The sequence below is a fragment of the Kordiimonas sp. genome, from assembly GCF_048264555.1.
Lineage (GTDB): Bacteria > Pseudomonadota > Alphaproteobacteria > Sphingomonadales > Kordiimonadaceae > Kordiimonas.
Window position 1 is genome coordinate 488,161 of record NZ_JBLXCX010000002.1, and the last position, 17,252, is coordinate 505,412.

Here is a 17,252-nt window from a genome sequence, read left to right on the forward strand (position 1 = left end):
CTGGGCGGTTGACCGCGCGCACGCCCTTACGCACTCCCCATTTTTAGCTCAATGCGATAAATGCGCAGTTTCACAACGGCTAACAGGCCTTTTTGTGAACCAATATTTATGTGACTAGGGGGCTTTCGGGAAGCTACAGAGCTTTTAAAGCGGAGGAGGGCACATGTTTGTGACCTCAAGGTTCTGACATTAGCTCATTCGCGTGACGAATTCGCCTTGAACGCGCCCGCAGGGCCTTCATTGATGAGCTTTATGGTTTTGTCGATCGTCGCCTGCTGCATTTTCAGCATCTCTGAGCTCACGTCCGGTCCGACGAAATTCGTTTGCACAAGCTTTGATATCTCTTTGTCAGCGGTTTGCATAAAGTTTGCGAGTGCCGTCTGGACTGACTGCTCAACCGCTGCAAGGGCCTCATCGCTCTTGAGCATATTGTCGGCCAACGCCTGAAGGCTGGCGGGTGTCTGATCTGCCATTGTGATGCTCCTTAGTTCTCCTGTTTATGCTGGCTAGACGCGGCAATGTTCGATTTACGAACCAAAAAGTCACTCCCCCATGAAACGACTGTGCAACTCGCGCCTGGAGCGAGACATGCGCTAAAAAGCGTGCTATCCTTGTATCGGCACCATTATGAGGAGAGCTTGAATGACTAAAGCACAAAAGTCATCGCCTTTGGCAGCGCCTAAAGCTGGTGAAAATAATGAAAAGCAACAACCATCATGCGCGGATATCGCCCGTGAATGGATTGATGTTATCAAATGGAATCCGTCAATGGCCCGTGTTTTTGAGCAGGCCGAAGCCCAGCAGAATGAGATTGCTGCGCATTCCATCCATATGATCCACCGAAATTGTGTTGAACTTCAGAGCCTAACCAAGGTCGCAACGGAATATTCGATTGCAGTTCTAGCGCAAGCAGCGGGCTTGAAAGAACCGCTCCCGATGCCGCTTGAAAGCTAGTTCGTTCTTATAGTGAGAGCCCGCGTGCCGCTAAAACAGTGCGCGGGCTGATCAATTTCAACTTCTTGCTCACAAATCCCCAACTCCTACGTCATGACAACGAGCAGTGCGCTTCATAGCTTTGCGGCGCTCACCTGGCTCGTCAAAATTTGTATTCGAAGGAGATAAAATATGGCCACGCCAACTCCCGTGAACGGCCAGATCACGGACTCCGTCACCCAGGCAAACGTTGAAGTGCTCGGCAGTTCACCTGCTATGGGCATGGGCGCAATCTATCAGTCTTTGGGGCATTCCACCGGCATCATGTTTGAAAACGGTGTTTCATCCCAACAGCAATTGAACATCGCCGCGCAAGCAGCCACCAACCAGGGGGTTATTCAAATCTATAGCGTGAACACCATGGCTGGCGCGACCGCAGCATCCAAGATCGCGCAAAGCGATACGCCAGATACCATGATGTCACTTCTGACAGCTCTGAAAGCAACCCAGGGCGCAGTGAGCTAGAGACTAAGCTGAGTAGAACTTGATGCCGACATACGCACATGCGTGTGTCGGCAATGTTTTTGTTTAAATAATATTTATATATCACTGATTATAAAGACATATATTATTTCTTCATCGCGATAAAATATCACATCACAAATCCTCGGCATGTCCGTCTTATCAGCAAGAGACCGTATTAGGCACACAGGCGCTGCGGGCTCATGGAAACATCAGACGAGGAGACGAAACGTGGCGTATCCAACACTTGTAAATGATCAGATTACTGACTCTGTCACCCAGGCCAATGTCAAGGTTCTGGGCGATGCTCCTGCAATGGCGATGGGTGCTATTTATCAGTCCCTCGCGCATTCAACCGGTATTCTTTATGAGAATGCAACGGCCGCACAACAGCAACTGGCGATTGCCGCGCAGGCATCAACCAATCAGGGCGTGATCCAGGTCTACAGCATTGACAGCATGGCCGCAGGCGTTGCCACGTCCAAGGTTGCCCAAAGCGATACAGCAGACACAATGCTGTCGCTCCTGACCTCTCTGAAGGCAACGCAAGGGCCAGTCACCTAATCACAGACCAGCCCAAAAGCTGCAGCACCCCAAACCGCCCGCTCTGTTTTAAATGGAGCGGGTTGGTGCTGTTTCGGCATGATACCACACTGCCAAAAATCGTTTTTTTTCGCAGGAAACAGCAAAAATATGCTCACAAAGCGTCAATTACACCGTCCTTAATCTGAGTACAGCGTGGCCCCGCACAAGGCCGTAAGCGCGCTCACATGACAACAGGTTCTTAAGGAGAAACTATTATGGCTATGCCAACCCCAGTGAATGGCCAGATCACAGATGCAGTAACACAGGCAAACGTTAAAGTACTTGGTGACGCGCCAGCAATGGCCATGGGCTCAATTTTTCAAGCCCTCGCACACTCAACCGGTATTCTGTATGAAAATGCCGTTGGTTCACAGCAGCAGCTGGGTATTGCCGCGCAGGCAGCCACCAACCAAGGCGTTATCCAAATCTACAGCATCGACACAATGGCGGGCGCGGTTGCGACCTCCAAGATCGCACAAAGCGATACACCAAGCACCATGCTTTCCCTGCTCACCGCACTCAAGGCTACTCAGTCCTAAGCGAGTGCAGGCTGCTTACAAAGCCGCGTCACAGACCTTATCGGTTTTGGCGCGGCTTTCGTATCTTCGGTAAAATTTTCGGCTATTTCTTTCACTTTTTTTCTCACAAAGCCTTGTCTTTCCCGTCGATATAATGAGCGGATCAAGCCCAGCAGGCGGCAACCCGAAGCTCATTTGACACAAGTCTCGAAGGAGAAACACAATGGCAATTCCAACACCTGTTAATGGTCAGATTACTGACTCAGTAACCCAGGCGAATGTCAAGGTGCTCGGCGACGCACCAGCAATGGCCATGGGCGCTATCTATCAATCTCTCGCGCACTCAAGCGGTATCCTCTATGAGAATGCGGTAGGATCCCAGCAGCAGCTTGCAATTGCAGCTCAGGCAGCCACCAACCAGGGCGTGATCCAGATCTACAGCATCGATACGATGGCGGGTGCGGTTGCAACCTCCAAGATTGCGCAGAGCGACACACCAGACACCATGCTGTCACTCCTGACAGCGCTCAAGGCGACGCAAAGCTAACGATAGTTCCCCAAAGCACCTTAAACCCACGTGTTGGCGTCATGCTGACCGTGGGTTTCTATTTGCCTGAAGCATTTGCAATTAAGCGCTAAAGCTTCTTCACAAGCACCCGCAAAGGTCGTCTTACCTATATACGCGTGTCAGGACCAGCTGACATACCGAGCGTATAGCATTCAGGAACCCATTCCGGGTTGTAAGGAGAATAAGCATGGCAAGTAATACCCCGGTCAATGGCCAGATCACCGATTCAGTTTCACAAGCAAACGTGCAGGTACTTGGTGCGGCGCCAGCAACAGGAATGGGGGCGGTTTATCAGTCGCTTGGACATTCAACCGGCTTGATGTTTGAGTCTGCTGTTGCGCAGCAGCAGCAGCTAGGGATTGCAGCGCAAGCAGCAGCAAACCAGGGCGTTATTCAGATCTACACAGTGAATACGATGGCAAGTGTTGCAGCGGCGACCAAAATTGCACAGAGCGATACACCAAACGAGGTGCTGACAACACGTTCAGCACTGATTGCGACCGATCAAATTCTCTAAAATCACCAGCCACTGGCGCAGGAGCGGTGTTCCTGCGCCTATTTTTATGCTTTGAAATATTTTTCTTCTCCACCTTCACAAACCATCCCCGTGACCCGTCAACATGGAAAGCCCTGAGTGGACGCCAGGTTTGAGCACTTATCCGGCCTCAGGAGACGGGAGAGAATTATGTTTGGACGCTGGAAACGAAAGAAGAAAGAAGAAAACACCGCGCCGTCCTCAGACAGGCAGGATCACGCTGCTGAACGCGCCTCCGAAGGTGTAGCAGCTGATGTGCTGAACGGGATCGCGAGCAGCGCCGCCGTTTCCATCGATCAGGCTATTTTTGCGCAGTCGCAGGCTCAAGCCGCTCTCTTTGCCACGATGGTGAGAGAGCAGCGCCGCATGACAAAGGAAAGCCAGCTCGACGTGCTCAAGTACACCGCGGATATTTTCGGCATTTCGCCCGAAGTCCTCACCAGGCCCGGTGTAGCAGCGAAAAAGGATCACTCCCATGGCTGACAAAGACCAATATGTTAACCCGGCGGTTATCGATGCTGTCATTCAAGCGAATATCTCGGCCCTTGGAAACAGTAGCGCTTTATCCGTCGCGCAGACCTCGCTCGCGCTCGCTCAGTCCCAAAGTGTGCTGTTTGCTCATATGGTGAACGGTTATGGGTTCGGTGGTGCAGCCACGCTCGCAAGCCAGCATCAGGAGCGGCATGAAGATAGAGAAGACCGGGTGGCTGCGACAAACGCTGAGCAAACCCAGGCCATCAAAGACCTGAAGGATCTACTCAAGGACTATATTCTCACAAACAAGAACGATCTCGCTTGTTATTAAGCTCAATAGTTCAGGCAACCGGCTAAAACCCGGGGTGAACAATGGGCCACAAAACGGGGAAGGGGACCCACCATGGCAGTTAAGACCGTAAACTCACAGATCACAGATGCTGTAACCCAGACCAATGTGAAGGTGCTGGGTGAAGCACCGGCGGAAGCTGTAGGTATGTCATTTCAAAGCATGTCCAACTCTGTTGGTTTGGCGCTTGAGAATGCCACACAAACCCAGGGCGGCATGCAACAGGTTGGCAACGCCGCCACTTCATCGGTGGTGACGCTGATCATCAAAGCAGGTGCCAGCTAAAATATCCGGTTCACAAAGGCCATCTGGGCCCGTCTAAACAATACTGGGGATCATGAAGAGATCCGATAACGCTTGTTCAGGGTAGCTATCAAAGCTCGTGCAGGAAATATCATGGCGATACCAACATATGTAAATGGTCAGATCACGGACTCGGTTACCCAAAGTAACCTGATGGTTCTCGGCAGCGCGCCCGCGATGGCACAAGCAGCAATGCAGCAAAGCGCCGCACATTCCACCGGGATCATGTTCCAAAACAGTGTCCAGGCCCAACAACAAGGCGCCATATCGGCACAAGCTGCAGCAAATCTGGGCGTAATGCAGATCTATAGCGTGAATTCGATGGCGGCGGCCACGAGTGCCGCAAAAGTAGCGCGCAGCGATACCACCTCAACAATGCTCACGCTTCTGGTGGTTCTTGCCGCCTTAAACAGGATTTAAAAGAGAATTGTAGGATTTAAACAGTCCGGCAACGGCGATAACACAGGCTTAAGACAATGGCTGATAACACACCCGTAAACTCACAGATCACAGACGCTGTCACCCAAAGCAACGTTAAGGTTGTGGCGGAAGCGCCAGCGCAAGCCATGGGGCTCGTATACCAAACTATGGCGCATTCAATCAGCCTTTCCATGCAAAACGCACAGCAGGCACAGGGTGGACTGCAGCAGATCGGCAATGCCGTTACCTCTAGCGCCATCACCATGATCTTGGCCGCAGCTGGAGGTGGAAAGACTTAATATCTGATACTTACAGATATTTTTTAATGTTACAGGGGAAGTTAGATGGCTGGAAACAATGATGACATCGACGCAAATGATGATACCGACCCGGTGGCTCCTGCAAACAGTTTGGTCACAAAGGACCTAAACCAGCAAATCGTCCAGGCTGTTGATATGACCAACAGCGTCGTATTGGGCGCGGCAGGGCCAGAAGCTGCGGGCATTGCCTACCAGAAAGTTGCGCAGGCTGCAGCATTTTCCGTGCAGGATGCAACCGATTATCTTCGTAATATCATGACGATAGCAGGCACCGCACAGGGTGTTTGTCTGCAGTTGATGATAGAAAACCCGGCCCTGGCTGCCGAATACACGCCTATTATCGAGGCGGCAACGGGGGCCGTTACAAGCGCTCAGGAAAATTTCGCGGCAGTTGGCTCGGCAGCAGGTACTGTCGTTTCAAGTTTTCCTCGGTCCTAGGCTAATTTTTAAAGCTCAAATGTTTGCCGGGCAGGGGTTTCTGTCCGGCTTTTGCCGTTGGTATTGCGATCTTAGTGCCGCACGATTGAGAAAATCAGCGCAAAAATTCACCGTATTTCGCCCTTCCCACATACAAATATTCACATAACTGAAATATCGCGTAACGTGTTTTAATACATCTTATGGTTCACGAAACCCTGTTTGGTGACGTCTCAGTTGTACTTCGAGAACTAAAGATTGTGATCGAGGGGGCACCTACAATGATGACTTATACCGAAAGGGGCGGGACATGGGGAGGTATAGTGACGTTTCACAGGAGAGTTTGCGCGCGAACTGGCATCAAAGGCAAGGCACAGGAAAGCGTAGAAAAACCGCAGAAAACTCGCCTCAAACCAGTGAAACCGCCCTTAACGGACACCGTCCCGCCAACGTCCATCGATTATTCCCCAAAAACCGACTGACAGCGAAAAAACCGCAAACTACCGAACCTGCGCCAGAGCCAGACGTTGAGGCCAGGCAAACGCCTGCGGGCCAGTCGGAGAATGCCATTCCTGAGCCCAGCAAACCGGATTGGACGGAACACCCGATCACCAAGGCCCTCGAGGGCTTCAACATGGGCCTTTTTGGCGCAAACCCCGCGCAAATCATCGCTGACAGCCTTAACACACCATTTGCGCGTACACCCGCCACGACGCCAAATGAGCCTCCAGCGCCCAATCAGCCTGCAGTTTCGCCAGACACGTATGATCAGGCCGATACCAGCGATTTTTTTGAAGAGATGCCGCTCAGGCCGATTGAAACCGACGCGCCGGAGTTTGTTGAACAGGATGTTGAAACTCACGGTGAAGGCGCTGCCTATGAGGCATTCTGGAACGTTTGGCTCGGCCATCAGGATTATTTACGCGGGCAATGCATTCGCATGATGTCGGGCAATATGGCGGATGCGGAAGATGCATTAAGCAACGCCATGCTACGTGCATCACAGAAGTTTGAGGCATATTCAGACAGCATCGTGAACGAGCGCGCGTGGCTCAGCAAACTTGTCTATAACGTGTGCATAGACCATTTCAGGCGCGAACAACGCACAGAAAGCCGGCCGTTTGACCAAGAGCAAGGCATGCAGGTTGTGGATACGCTCTATACGGATCCACAACAGTCACCGGAAGAGATCGCGCTGTGCCAAGAGCAGCTGGACCAGTTGCATCAATCCATGAGCCTTTTATCTGATAATCTCCGTGTGCCGCTTTTTCTGCGCTGCGTGGAGGGATGGTCTTACCCAGAGATTGCAGAGCGCCTGCATCTGAGGACCGATACGGTGCGCAAACGTATCCAGCTCGCACGAGACCAACTCAAACGTGCCGGAATACGTTAGTTGCTCGTGCGATAGCTGGCAGTCTGACATTTTCAGTGACACGTCACAGTGATGGCACAACGAGCCTGTGCCAAAGATATCTAGAAATTTCCCATAATATAAATTATGCGATTAATATAGCGTACCGTACTTGCCACCCCAACAAGCCCCTTTAACCCGAGTTACACCGGTACGACCTTAGTGCAGCTTATGCTCCGTCGCACCTACTCGACCACGATCGCTGCCAAGCGCGCGCCTCATGGGAGACAAAGTGATTCAGGTTTTACCTACAATTGGCTATTCCTACATGTCGGGAATGACTGTAATTGATCGCCACCCCACACCCCCGAACAGAGCAAGTTGCGGGATTATTTGAGTTCAAACCTTGAACCAGGCCCCTGCGGATACCCAAGTATATGATCTGATATGGCATAAAAACAAAATCATCTCAGACAATTAGAGGATATTAGATGACGAAAAAACCTTCCCAAAACGCAGATTATAGCGACGGGGCTAATGTTGGGCTTGCTGACCGGAATTGCGCTGGACAACGTTGGGCTTTGGCTTCCGCTAGGACTTTGTTTGGGTGTCGCATTGAGCCAAACAAAAGCCAGAGCCGGCAGATAGGGCTCAAGATCCAGCCAATACCGTTATCTACTCATTTATAAGATAATTAAGAATGAAAAATTGTTTGAAGTATTTTTCTGCGACCATTTTGTGTTTATTGCTCGGTGCCAATCAGGCGTTAATCGCCGATGAGACGAACCCTTGGGATCAAGCTTATAATAGTGTCACCAAAGAACGGTTTATTCCTGTTGAACTATTTACTGGTGGAGATTGGGACGGGAAACACGAGCTATCCTTAAAGGAGGTCTCCATGACAGCTTGTGCCTCCTCCGGCGGGAAACCATGCGACAACTATCACATCAGCGGTCCTTTCAAAACAGAGAGTAATGATACCAAAATTGAGTGGGCTGGCGATGAAATTGAATATTACCGTCGGACATTCAACAACCGGCGCACGGGCATGGTGGAATCATATTTCACGATCAACGCCTCAAGAGATGGGTTGGTGAGAATTTATGACAAACGAAAGCGTTGGGGTGCCAGAACGTATAACGGATTGGGGAGTAAATTCCCACTTGGGTACTGGAAGGAAGGCGAAGTACGTGTCTATCCTTCACGTGAACCAACAAGGATAGAGATCATAGAGCTGGACGGGCCAGAGCATTGCCTGAAATTCCGCTGGACGATTGGGGACGGCAAGAGCAGAAATTCAGACAATATTTATACCTTCTGCCCGCGCGTTGGCTTCACAAATGTTGATCATCACGATCAACCATAAGCCTTAACACCAAGAAAAGTTCAACCAGCACCAGGAATGCGACCACATTCCGGGTGCTGGTTTCAGGCTCATCGGCGGATTACCCTAAAGCGTGATCTGCGCGCTGCCGAGGTCATCAAGCGTTAGTCCAACCAGGAAGGCGCTTTCGCCATTCCCGAAATCTATCATAACGCCAGCGCTACCCCCTACTGTGGTTTCAGATGACGCTGCAAGCACGTCATCAAGGCTTTCAAAGTCGTTACGATAGGCAAGGTGAAGTGTGTCTTCATCAAGGTTGAAGTCGGTCACAACATCATTGCCGCTGGTGCTGCCAAAACAGAAGGTATCGGCGCCTGCCCCACCGGTAAGCTGATCGTCACCTGCCCCGGCCCACAAGGTATCATCACCCGCGCCGCCATCAACGGTATCGTTGCCGCTGCCATTGTAGGCCAGATCATCGCCCGCGCCGCCGAGAACAAGATCATCGCCCACATTACCAAAAAGCGTGTCATCACCGCCAAGGCCAATCAGCTTGTCGTCTCCGGTGCTGCCACCAATCATATCCGCACCACCAGAGCCCACGGCAACATCGCTGCCTGCGCCAGCCCAGATACGATTCTGGCCACTACCGCTCGCGATTTCCTCACCGTCGTCATAGCGGCCGTTATCGTTGACCAGGTCATCATCCCAGCCGCCACCCAGAATGGTGTCGTCACCTGCGCCGCCACGGATCGTATCAGAGCCATCGCTTGAGGTATCGCTGTTCTGCGGGATAGTTTGACGGGTTGAGCCATCAGAGGCGCCATCACCGATGATGAAGTCGTTACCGCCGCCTGAGCGGATTATGTCGTTACCGCCGCCGCCGACGAGGACGTCCTGCCCGTCATCATCGTCGTCCTTGATGATAGTGTCATCGCCCATGCCGCCATCAAGCGTGTCATCACCCGCGCCGCCAGTGAGGGTATCACGGCCACCCCCACCCATTGCTTCATCGTTCCCATTTGTTGGTTTATTCACAATGGGTTCAATGATATCCTTAACATTTACATCTAACAGTGAAGAGCTGCCTTTACCGCCATCACTTGCGGTTACCTTAATGCTCAGGCTTTGAATCTCTTCATAATCGAGCGCCACCCCATCCGCGAGATACAGCTCATTGCCAACAACCTTAAAACGGCTATCGGCGACAATGAATGTGATGTCGTCGCCCTCAGGGTCTGTCGCGTGCAGGGTGCCAACAAAGGCGCCCGCTTCGTCTTCATTCACCCCGGAAGACACAAGCCTTGGGCCGGAAGGGGCGTCGTTGCCGCCTTCAATGGTGACGGTAACCGTCTGGGTGGTGCGGTCTGACGCGGTGAAGGTAAAGGTATCCGTTAATGTATCCCCTGCCCCCTGCGCCACAACTGCCGCGCGGTCAAGCGTATAGCTCCAACTCCCACCTGTCAGTTCAAACGTACCATAGCCGTTGTCACCTGCCGTTGAGGTCACGTCGCTAAACGCCGGTGTGTCGTCTTCATCGGCATCGCTGATCGTCAGCGCCCCGCTTGCCGTTGCGTCGCCTGTGGTTGAAACGCGCCCCGTGAAGGCACCACTAACCTCAGCCTCATCATCAGTGCCGGTGATGGTCACTGTGATTTGCTGCTCAGTATCGTCGGTTGCGGTGAAGGTGATGGTGTCCGTGACCGTATCCCCGTCGTCCAGGTCCTGCACCGCAGATTGATCAAGCGTATAGGTCCACTCGCCTGCCGTAAGGCTGAAGCTGCCATAGGCGTTATCGCCCGCCGTTTCTGCCACATCCGCGAAACTTGGGTTATCGCCCGTGTCCACGTCGCTGATCGTGATGCTGCCCGTTGCGGTCGCTGCCCGGTCGCCCTCATCCCCTTCAGTAACAGCCCCTGTCGTGGTACCGCTCACCACGGCGGCATCATCAACAGCCGTGATGGTAACGAGCGCAATACCGTCAGCCGACAAAGTACCGTCACTGACAGAGAGGGTGATACGGTCCGCATTCACGCCGTTTTCGTTTTCCGCCCCGGTGTATTCAATGGCGCTCGCCTGATCAAAATAGCTGTTGATGTTGCTCGCGCCACCGGTCAGCGTAATGGTTTGCGCGTCTACCAGCGTCGCGGTCACGCCGCTCATGGTTGCTGGCGTGCTGAAGCTGCCCTCATTCGCCGTGATGGTGACCGTGAGCGTATCACCATCAACATCCGTCACCTCAACATCAGAGAGCGAGAGATATGTAGCGGTATCCTCGGCAACAGTGATGCCCTCCGGCACGCCGTAGATGGTTGGCGCGTCGTTCACCGCATCCACATCCACCGTAATGGTGCCAAGCTCTACCTGTCCGTCACCATCGTCAGCCTCAATGGTCACCGTGGCATAGTCATCGCCGTTTTCATCCTCGTCTCCGGTGAAGGTCACCGAATCTGTGGCGAGATAGGTGTTGAGCGCGCTGATGGTGCCGGCGATGGTCACCTCCGCCGTGCCATTATCCTCAATGGTGATGCCCCGCTCACCTCCCGCGGAGATTGTGCCGCTTGAGGCCGTGAGCGTGAGCGTAAGCTCAGTATCATCAACGTCCGTCAGCGCAACGCCGTCGAGGTCGAGCGAGATGGCGGTGTCCTCATTGCCGCTCACCTCTGTTGGCATACCGCTCGCACTCGGCGCATCATTCACCGCAGAGATGTCAATATTGGCCGTATCGCTGGCGGATGTCACATTGTCGCTGACAGACACCGTAAGTGTTGCCGCACCCTCTCCATTTACGTTCTCGGCCCCCGTATAGCGGATATTACCGGCGGTACTCAGGTAGGTGTTGATGTCATCCGGTGTGCCCTCAAGGGTGATAACCGGAGGCGCAAGCGTCACCTCTTCAACACCCGCCCCAACATCCTGCCCGTCTGCGAGCGTTGTAAAGCTGCCGCCCGAGACTGTCAGCGTTACCGTAACCGTGTCACCATCGATATCGGCAACGGTCACACCAGTCAGGTCCACATTGCCTTCTGTGTCTTCCGCAAAACTCAACTCATCGCTTAGGCCCGTCACCGTTGGCGCGTCATTCGCGGCATCGATGTCGATCGTGATCGTCTCGTCGTCATTTGCGCCTTCAGAGTCCGTTGTCACGATATTGATACTGGCGGCGCCTATGCCGTTCAGGTTTGCTGTTGGCGTGAAGGTGAGACTATCGAGCGCCGCGTTAACCTCAGCCTCCGTGCCTGAGAAGGTCATGGTGGCATCGTCGTTGCCGTCACCCACAGTGAAATCAAGGTCGGTGCCATCAAGCGAGACAGTACCGCCCGTCACCGTAAGCGTAACGGTCTGGTCGTTATCTTCCGCGTCGGCAATCTCGATGGTGTCCGCGATGGCAACGTTCGTTGCGTCCTCTGTCACGCTTGGGCTCGCCGGCAGCGTGATCACCGGCGCCGTGTTATCGGGTACAATTGTCACATTCACCGTGAGTGTATCAGTATCGATACCGTCCGATACCTGCACCGTGAAGCTGTCTGACCCGGATGTGTCAGCATCTGGCGTATAAGTATAGGTGCCCGGCAGGTCACCGCCGATGGATGTGGCTGTCGCGGTGCCGGTAAGGGTGACAGCCCCTTTGCTGGGGCCTGAAAGAACGGTCCAAGTGAGTGTATCGCCTTCGTTATCATCAGTAACGGCAAGACCCGGGATTGTTGTCGCCCCGTCGTTTTCATCAACTGTCAGACTGACCGTGTCGTCCGCATCATCAAATTCTGGCGCATACTGGTTGAACACCAGATTATCAAAACCTGGGTTAAAGGTACCGCCAGCATCCATGGTGATGATCAGGTTGCCTGCATTGGAGAAAGGAAAGGTACTTGTATCGCCGGGATTGAAGCCTTGAACCCCTTCAATGCTGCTGAAGTGGCCGTATGCATACAGGACAGCCCTTGGTGATCCTTCCGTCACCCGATAAACTGGGTGATCCGTGACAGAGTTATCAATCTCAATATGCTGCAGGCGGTTGATGAGAATATTCTCGGAAAACTCAAACGTCACATTGGTGACAGACTGCCCACCTGGCGTAAAGACGAACACACCGTCAGAGCCACCACCACCCCCGACAGACGACATGATGACCGTGCCACCCGTGAAGGTGACTGTCATGGTCACACCGTTTTGCGTTTCCGTATAAACCGTATCGCCGCTTGAGAGTGACCCGCTTGAAAAATCAAACATTGGTAGGGTATGCGGGTAGGATGACTGCGCGGCTTTGGTGAACGGTGCTGGCACACCGATGTCCCAGTGGCCACCAAGCGCCTCTGCCCCCACCGGCCTGTCTGTGCCGTACACCTTGACGCCCGCGCCCGCCGCCAGTGTGCGCATGAAGCTTTCACCCCGACTTGTCCAGGCAACCGAGCAAGCCCATAGTGCAATCTCGGCATCATCAGCCAGCAAGGCGTTGATGGCCGTTAGCATGCCTTCTTGGGTGTGCAGATAGGCTTCATCAACATCCACACCGCCAAGATGCAGCATCCCCGGGGAGCCGTGTGCCAGAATGTGTACTGTCTCAATGCGGGTGTGCGACGCCAGCGCCTGCGCGATCTGGAAAAGCGGGTTCTGGCATTTATTGAGATAGACAATCTCAACCGATGGCGAAAGCTCATCAAGCAGGATTTCAACATCCTTCACATCTGGGTCGATGATCAGAAGCTCGCGCGCTGCTTCGCGGTCAAATCCGTATACTGCTTTATAGTTGGTCATGGGGTCCTCCCGCCATCTGTTGGCCGCCATCTGGTGGCAATGCCCGCATGCCGATTGGCCGTTGGGCGTCAAAACTGTCTCGCCCTTAAGTTCCCATGATCACTGAGGAAAATCCTGCCAGAAGCCTTGAATTTTCTGCATTGGCAGAAATGTCATAGTGAATTGGCAGGAATTTCCGATGGAAAAATGCGTGTGAAACGCGAGGAAGCCGTAACGTCAATCGATGAGGGCACCCCTACCGTCATTAGCCCCCCATAGGCAGGCGCAACACAAAAAAACACCACCCGGATTTGGTCGGATGGTGAGGTGCTCCCTGAATAAATATTAGACAGTCCCGGGGCGTTAGAGCTTCCCGATCGTGAAAGTGCTGATGGACCGCTCAAGATCTGATGGCGTATAGAGCACGTCACTGCTTACAAGCGCCAGCGCAACATCTACGGCCCTGAGCGGGCGGTCGATCTCCAGCCCCTCGAACGCGCCAGCCAGCTCTCGCGCAGCTGCTTCAAGCTCTGATGTCACGACCTGATCCGCGCCCATCACCCCCGCCACATCTCCTTGCGGCTCTGAGAGCTTGCGGCTGATGGTATAGGTTCCAAGCCCATCCGCTTGATTGAAGCACGCCGCCACCATTTCTGAGCAGACCAGATGCTTGTTCTGCCGCCAGCGGTCAAGCGCCTTATGAAAGATATCGACCAGAAACAGCCGGATGGTCTCCCGCCCGATAAGCTTGAAGAGCATATCGGTGGTTTGTGCCCCAAAAGCGAGCACAAGTGCCGCATGCAGCCGGTCCATCACGCTGTCTTCCCCTGCGCGGAAAAGGCACCACACCGCAAGCAGGCCCGCATGGAAATAGCCATACTCAATATCCCCGCGTTCATGAAGCGAGGACGCTTTTTTAAGCACAGGCTCAGCCGGCAACAGTTTGTCGCCAAGGGATATGGCATCTTTCTGGTACCTGAGAACGCTGATCGGGCCGTCCCAGTAGTTGCTGAGCGGTGTCTGCATAATGCCTTTTGGCCCGGCTTCGATCACAACTTTATCGCCTGCGGCATCCTTGCCTACGATGGCAGCATGGAAGAAGTGGTTACTGTCGAACGCTGTGATCGCAAAATGGATAAGCGGCATCAAGGCGCTGAAATGCTCTTCCCGCGTTTTCTGATCATACTCAGCCCAGTGCCTCCAATCTTCAACCGCCTGTTTCGCAAGCCCCAAGAGCTTGAGCATCTCCGCAATGGCGTTTTTCTCCGGCACATAATGAAGAAGCAGAATATCCCCCGGCTCCACGTCCGCCTTGGTGATCGCGGGTGCTTCTTTAACCAAAGGTTGCGCGGCAGGCTTTGCCTGACCACGCTCTTTGATTGCCTTGATGATCGATGACGGTGACATGAAGCGCCTCTCGGTTACGGGTTTCCTACGCTTCTTGTTGTACCTGTGCTTGACAAGAAAATCCTGCCAGCGAGGCTGACATTTCCGCCATGGCAGGAATGTCACCGCATATGGCAGGTTTGTCACCTGCACAAGAAGTGCGGGTTATCGCTTATTTTTCAGCGTCGCTCAGGATTTCAGACGGCGTTTTGCCGTAGCGGCTGGTGAACAGCTTGGTGAAATAACTCACGTCTCGGAAACCGCATTTATAGGCAGCTTCTGACACATTGGCCGCACGAGCCGAGAGGATCTTGTGGCCATATTCCAGGCGAAGGGTGCGGATCAGCGCTGCCGGGGTTTGTGCTGTCAGGTTCACAACCCGCCGGTGCAATTGCCTCGTGCTGACAGCCAGGGTTTCCGCAAGCTCCGTGACCTGGAAGTTGAAGTCGCCGAGGTTTTCCTCAATCGCTGCCCGCAGCTTTTGTTCAAAAACCTGATCTTTCGAGAGGATATCCGGATCAATCTTCTTCGCGGCCTCAATGGTGCGGTACTGAATTTCAGCCTCAAGCAGTTCGGTTTGCTCATCAGCGCGCTGGCGGGCGCGGTCAAGCGAATGCAGCATGGCGTTAAAGCCGTGTGCAATATCGTTCACTTCATCCTCAATGCCCACATCAAGCCGGTGGTCAAAGTTTCCTTCATCCACCTGCTTCACCCCGGCCCTGATACGGTCCAGCGGTTTAACGATGACGCGGCTCAGGTACGGCCGCAGGAACACAAGCAGAAGGCCGATGATGATGATTAGCATGAAGGCGAGCGGGTAAAGCCTATCGTGCGTATCAAGGCGCCGCCCAAGCGCCAGATCGAACCACAGTGAGCCGCCCGTGCTGGCAACCGGCATATCGGCGAGCGAAAGCGATTCTGGCGGCCAGATGGTGCCGTCCAGCACCCCGATCGCATTGGCGCGCCTGAGTGATGCGGTCACCGGGAAGGCATCATAGGCCAGCGAGATCACACCGCTTGAGCGAAGTGCAGCACCAAACGCCATGGAAGGTTGGCTGCCTGTATTCTCGCTCGGCACCATCCAGACGATATACTGAACCTCTGGCGCTGATGATACATAGATATCAAGCTCCGTGCCCGACAGGCAGAAAGCCGCGATCACCGGCTGGCCATTGCGGCAGAAAAACACGTCCCAAAGCCCGACTGTGTCTTCATCCCCACTATTGGTGGGGGTGACCTGCCCATCGGGGAAGATATCCAGCCTGCTGTAGCTTTTGCCAAAAAAAGGAAACTCAAACGGCAGCGCGATGTTGACGGATTTTTTTTCCTCATAGGTGAGGCGCACCAAGTCCTCGGGTCTTGCAAAACCGTCACTGCGGGTCGCGCGGTAGCCGTCTGCCTGAGGGGTGATCTCTATCCCGCCCTGGCGCAGCATCGCCATATCCTGCCCGCGCATGGGTGGTTGGTCGGCGAAAAAGGCCAGCGTGACAAACACAGATGTGATCAATACCGCAACGGAGAGCACGCCAGTGATGCGGGCGGCCAGGTTAGCGCGGCGCTCAATATAGGCAAGGAAGGTGATCACCATGCCCGCCACAATCAGCAGGTTGTTGGTGAAGAAAAAGCCGTAGACAAATTCCATCGGCATACCCGGTATGCGGCCAAACACAGGGGCTGCTGAGCTCAGAAGCCGCAGGAAGGTGGTGATCAGGAAGCCAATCATCGCCTTGTTGGCATCACTGATTGGCGGTGCGGCGGCCGTATAGGTTTCAAAACTCAGGAAACGGACGCCGCTTCGTGTTAACTCCCGCGAGAAAATGACCAACGGCCAGCAGAATAGAGCGATTGGCAGGATCAGCAGCTGCCCATAGATGGCTTGCGTATAGTCGAGGCTGTTATAAAGCGCATAGGAGAAGGCGGCGGTCCAAATGGCGGTGGCTGTGTACACCACGCCTCTGTATATCCTGAGCTGTTTGCTGCCCCCCAGCCCCGCAACCGCATAACATAATTCACCGTACAGCAGCGCAGCCGCCAGGATGGTGGGGTATTCGAGGTAATATGAAATGCGCACCGTTGGGGTGTAGATGCTTTCATCCGCCAGCGAGCACAAACAGAAGGCCAATGTTGCCACCAGATGCCACAGCAGCCATTTGCGGCGCTTGTCCCGGCGGGTACTGCGCGCGACCTCGACGATGGCGACAACCAGCAAAAGCGCGACCGATAAAATAAGCAGCGTGAAGTGGGAAAATACCATCATCGCGCGCGCTTCCTCCCCCAAAACCGATGTGTGGCGAAACGGGACGCTAGCGCATGCCGCACCTCAAGGTCAACCGTGCGGGAAAAACAACGCGATTATCTTCATTATTTACAAATGCTTAGTCACATTGTCACTCAACATAATGGCGAATTATTCGCGCCACACTTTGGCCGCACATATCCGCTATTATAACACAGATTCCGCCACACTTTTCAGGGAAAATGCCACACTTTTGAGGCCTGACTATACCGTTGAG

At 53.7% G+C, this 17,252-nt stretch carries 18 protein-coding genes; 14 read left to right on the forward strand and 4 right to left on the reverse strand.

Annotated elements, in window-relative coordinates:
• Positions 1-194 precede the first annotated feature (194 nt).
• Positions 195-473 (reverse strand): hypothetical protein, encoded by a 279-nt coding sequence (locus ACN0XZ_RS07360; RefSeq protein ID WP_417457087.1) that lies wholly within the window; start codon positions 471-473, stop codon positions 195-197.
• A 169-nt stretch (positions 474-642) separates the two neighbouring features.
• On the opposite strand from ACN0XZ_RS07360, the gene ACN0XZ_RS07365 reads away from it, so the two are divergent.
• The 14 genes from ACN0XZ_RS07365 (at position 643) to ACN0XZ_RS07430 (ending at position 8,661) form a co-directional block, all read left to right on the forward strand.
• Positions 643-954: a hypothetical protein gene (locus ACN0XZ_RS07365; RefSeq protein ID WP_417457088.1), complete on the forward strand. Its 312-nt coding sequence runs from the start codon at positions 643-645 to the stop codon at positions 952-954.
• Positions 955-1,125: 171 nt separating this feature from the next.
• A complete protein-coding gene (locus ACN0XZ_RS07370; protein ID WP_417457089.1) occupies positions 1,126-1,458 on the forward strand; it encodes a RebB family R body protein in 333 nt (110 codons plus the stop codon).
• 228 nt (positions 1,459-1,686) lie between these two features.
• Entirely contained in the window at positions 1,687-2,019 is a 333-nt protein-coding gene (locus ACN0XZ_RS07375; protein WP_417457090.1) for a RebB family R body protein, read from the forward strand.
• A 236-nt stretch (positions 2,020-2,255) separates the two neighbouring features.
• The gene (locus ACN0XZ_RS07380; RefSeq protein ID WP_417457091.1) at positions 2,256-2,579 is read left to right on the forward strand and encodes a RebB family R body protein; all 324 of its coding nucleotides are present in this window, start codon (positions 2,256-2,258) and stop codon (positions 2,577-2,579) included.
• A 202-nt stretch (positions 2,580-2,781) separates the two neighbouring features.
• A complete protein-coding gene (locus ACN0XZ_RS07385) occupies positions 2,782-3,105 on the forward strand; it encodes a RebB family R body protein (RefSeq protein WP_417457092.1) in 324 nt (107 codons plus the stop codon).
• A 208-nt stretch (positions 3,106-3,313) separates the two neighbouring features.
• On the forward strand, positions 3,314-3,643 hold the full coding sequence (locus ACN0XZ_RS07390) for a RebB family R body protein (protein WP_417457093.1): 330 nt from the start codon (positions 3,314-3,316) through the stop codon (positions 3,641-3,643).
• A 168-nt stretch (positions 3,644-3,811) separates the two neighbouring features.
• Entirely contained in the window at positions 3,812-4,144 is a 333-nt protein-coding gene (locus tag ACN0XZ_RS07395) for a hypothetical protein (RefSeq protein WP_417457094.1), read from the forward strand.
• Positions 4,137-4,466: a hypothetical protein gene (locus ACN0XZ_RS07400; protein WP_417457095.1), complete on the forward strand. Its 330-nt coding sequence runs from the start codon at positions 4,137-4,139 to the stop codon at positions 4,464-4,466. The genes ACN0XZ_RS07395 and ACN0XZ_RS07400 overlap by 8 nt, the downstream gene beginning before the upstream one ends.
• 72 nt (positions 4,467-4,538) lie before the next feature.
• On the forward strand, positions 4,539-4,769 hold the full coding sequence (locus ACN0XZ_RS07405) for a RebB family R body protein (protein WP_417457096.1): 231 nt from the start codon (positions 4,539-4,541) through the stop codon (positions 4,767-4,769).
• Between the two features lie 111 nt (positions 4,770-4,880).
• Positions 4,881-5,207, forward strand: coding sequence for a RebB family R body protein (locus ACN0XZ_RS07410; protein ID WP_417457097.1), 327 nt, complete (start codon positions 4,881-4,883; stop codon positions 5,205-5,207).
• Between the two features lie 56 nt (positions 5,208-5,263).
• Positions 5,264-5,506 carry a RebB family R body protein gene (locus ACN0XZ_RS07415; RefSeq protein WP_417457098.1) on the forward strand — a complete coding sequence of 81 codons (243 nt, stop codon included), beginning with the start codon at positions 5,264-5,266 and terminating at the stop codon, positions 5,504-5,506.
• A gap of 45 nt (positions 5,507-5,551) precedes the next feature.
• Positions 5,552-5,965 carry a hypothetical protein gene (locus tag ACN0XZ_RS07420; RefSeq protein ID WP_417457099.1) on the forward strand — a complete coding sequence of 138 codons (414 nt, stop codon included), beginning with the start codon at positions 5,552-5,554 and terminating at the stop codon, positions 5,963-5,965.
• Positions 5,966-6,254: 289 nt separating this feature from the next.
• Entirely contained in the window at positions 6,255-7,337 is a 1,083-nt protein-coding gene (locus ACN0XZ_RS07425; protein WP_417457100.1) for an RNA polymerase sigma factor, read from the forward strand.
• A 658-nt stretch (positions 7,338-7,995) separates the two neighbouring features.
• Entirely contained in the window at positions 7,996-8,661 is a 666-nt protein-coding gene (locus tag ACN0XZ_RS07430) for a hypothetical protein (RefSeq protein ID WP_417457101.1), read from the forward strand.
• Between the two features lie 84 nt (positions 8,662-8,745).
• Here ACN0XZ_RS07430 and ACN0XZ_RS07435 read toward each other — a convergent pair whose 3' ends face one another.
• From ACN0XZ_RS07435 to ACN0XZ_RS07445, 3 genes are all read right to left on the reverse strand, one after another.
• Positions 8,746-13,374, reverse strand: coding sequence for a DUF4347 domain-containing protein (locus tag ACN0XZ_RS07435; protein WP_417457102.1), 4,629 nt, complete (start codon positions 13,372-13,374; stop codon positions 8,746-8,748).
• Between the two features lie 342 nt (positions 13,375-13,716).
• The gene (locus tag ACN0XZ_RS07440; RefSeq protein ID WP_417457103.1) at positions 13,717-14,760 is read right to left on the reverse strand and encodes a hypothetical protein; all 1,044 of its coding nucleotides are present in this window, start codon (positions 14,758-14,760) and stop codon (positions 13,717-13,719) included.
• A 151-nt stretch (positions 14,761-14,911) separates the two neighbouring features.
• Entirely contained in the window at positions 14,912-16,996 is a 2,085-nt protein-coding gene (locus ACN0XZ_RS07445; RefSeq protein ID WP_417457104.1) for a helix-turn-helix domain-containing protein, read from the reverse strand.
• Between the last annotated feature and the right edge of the window lie 256 nt (positions 16,997-17,252).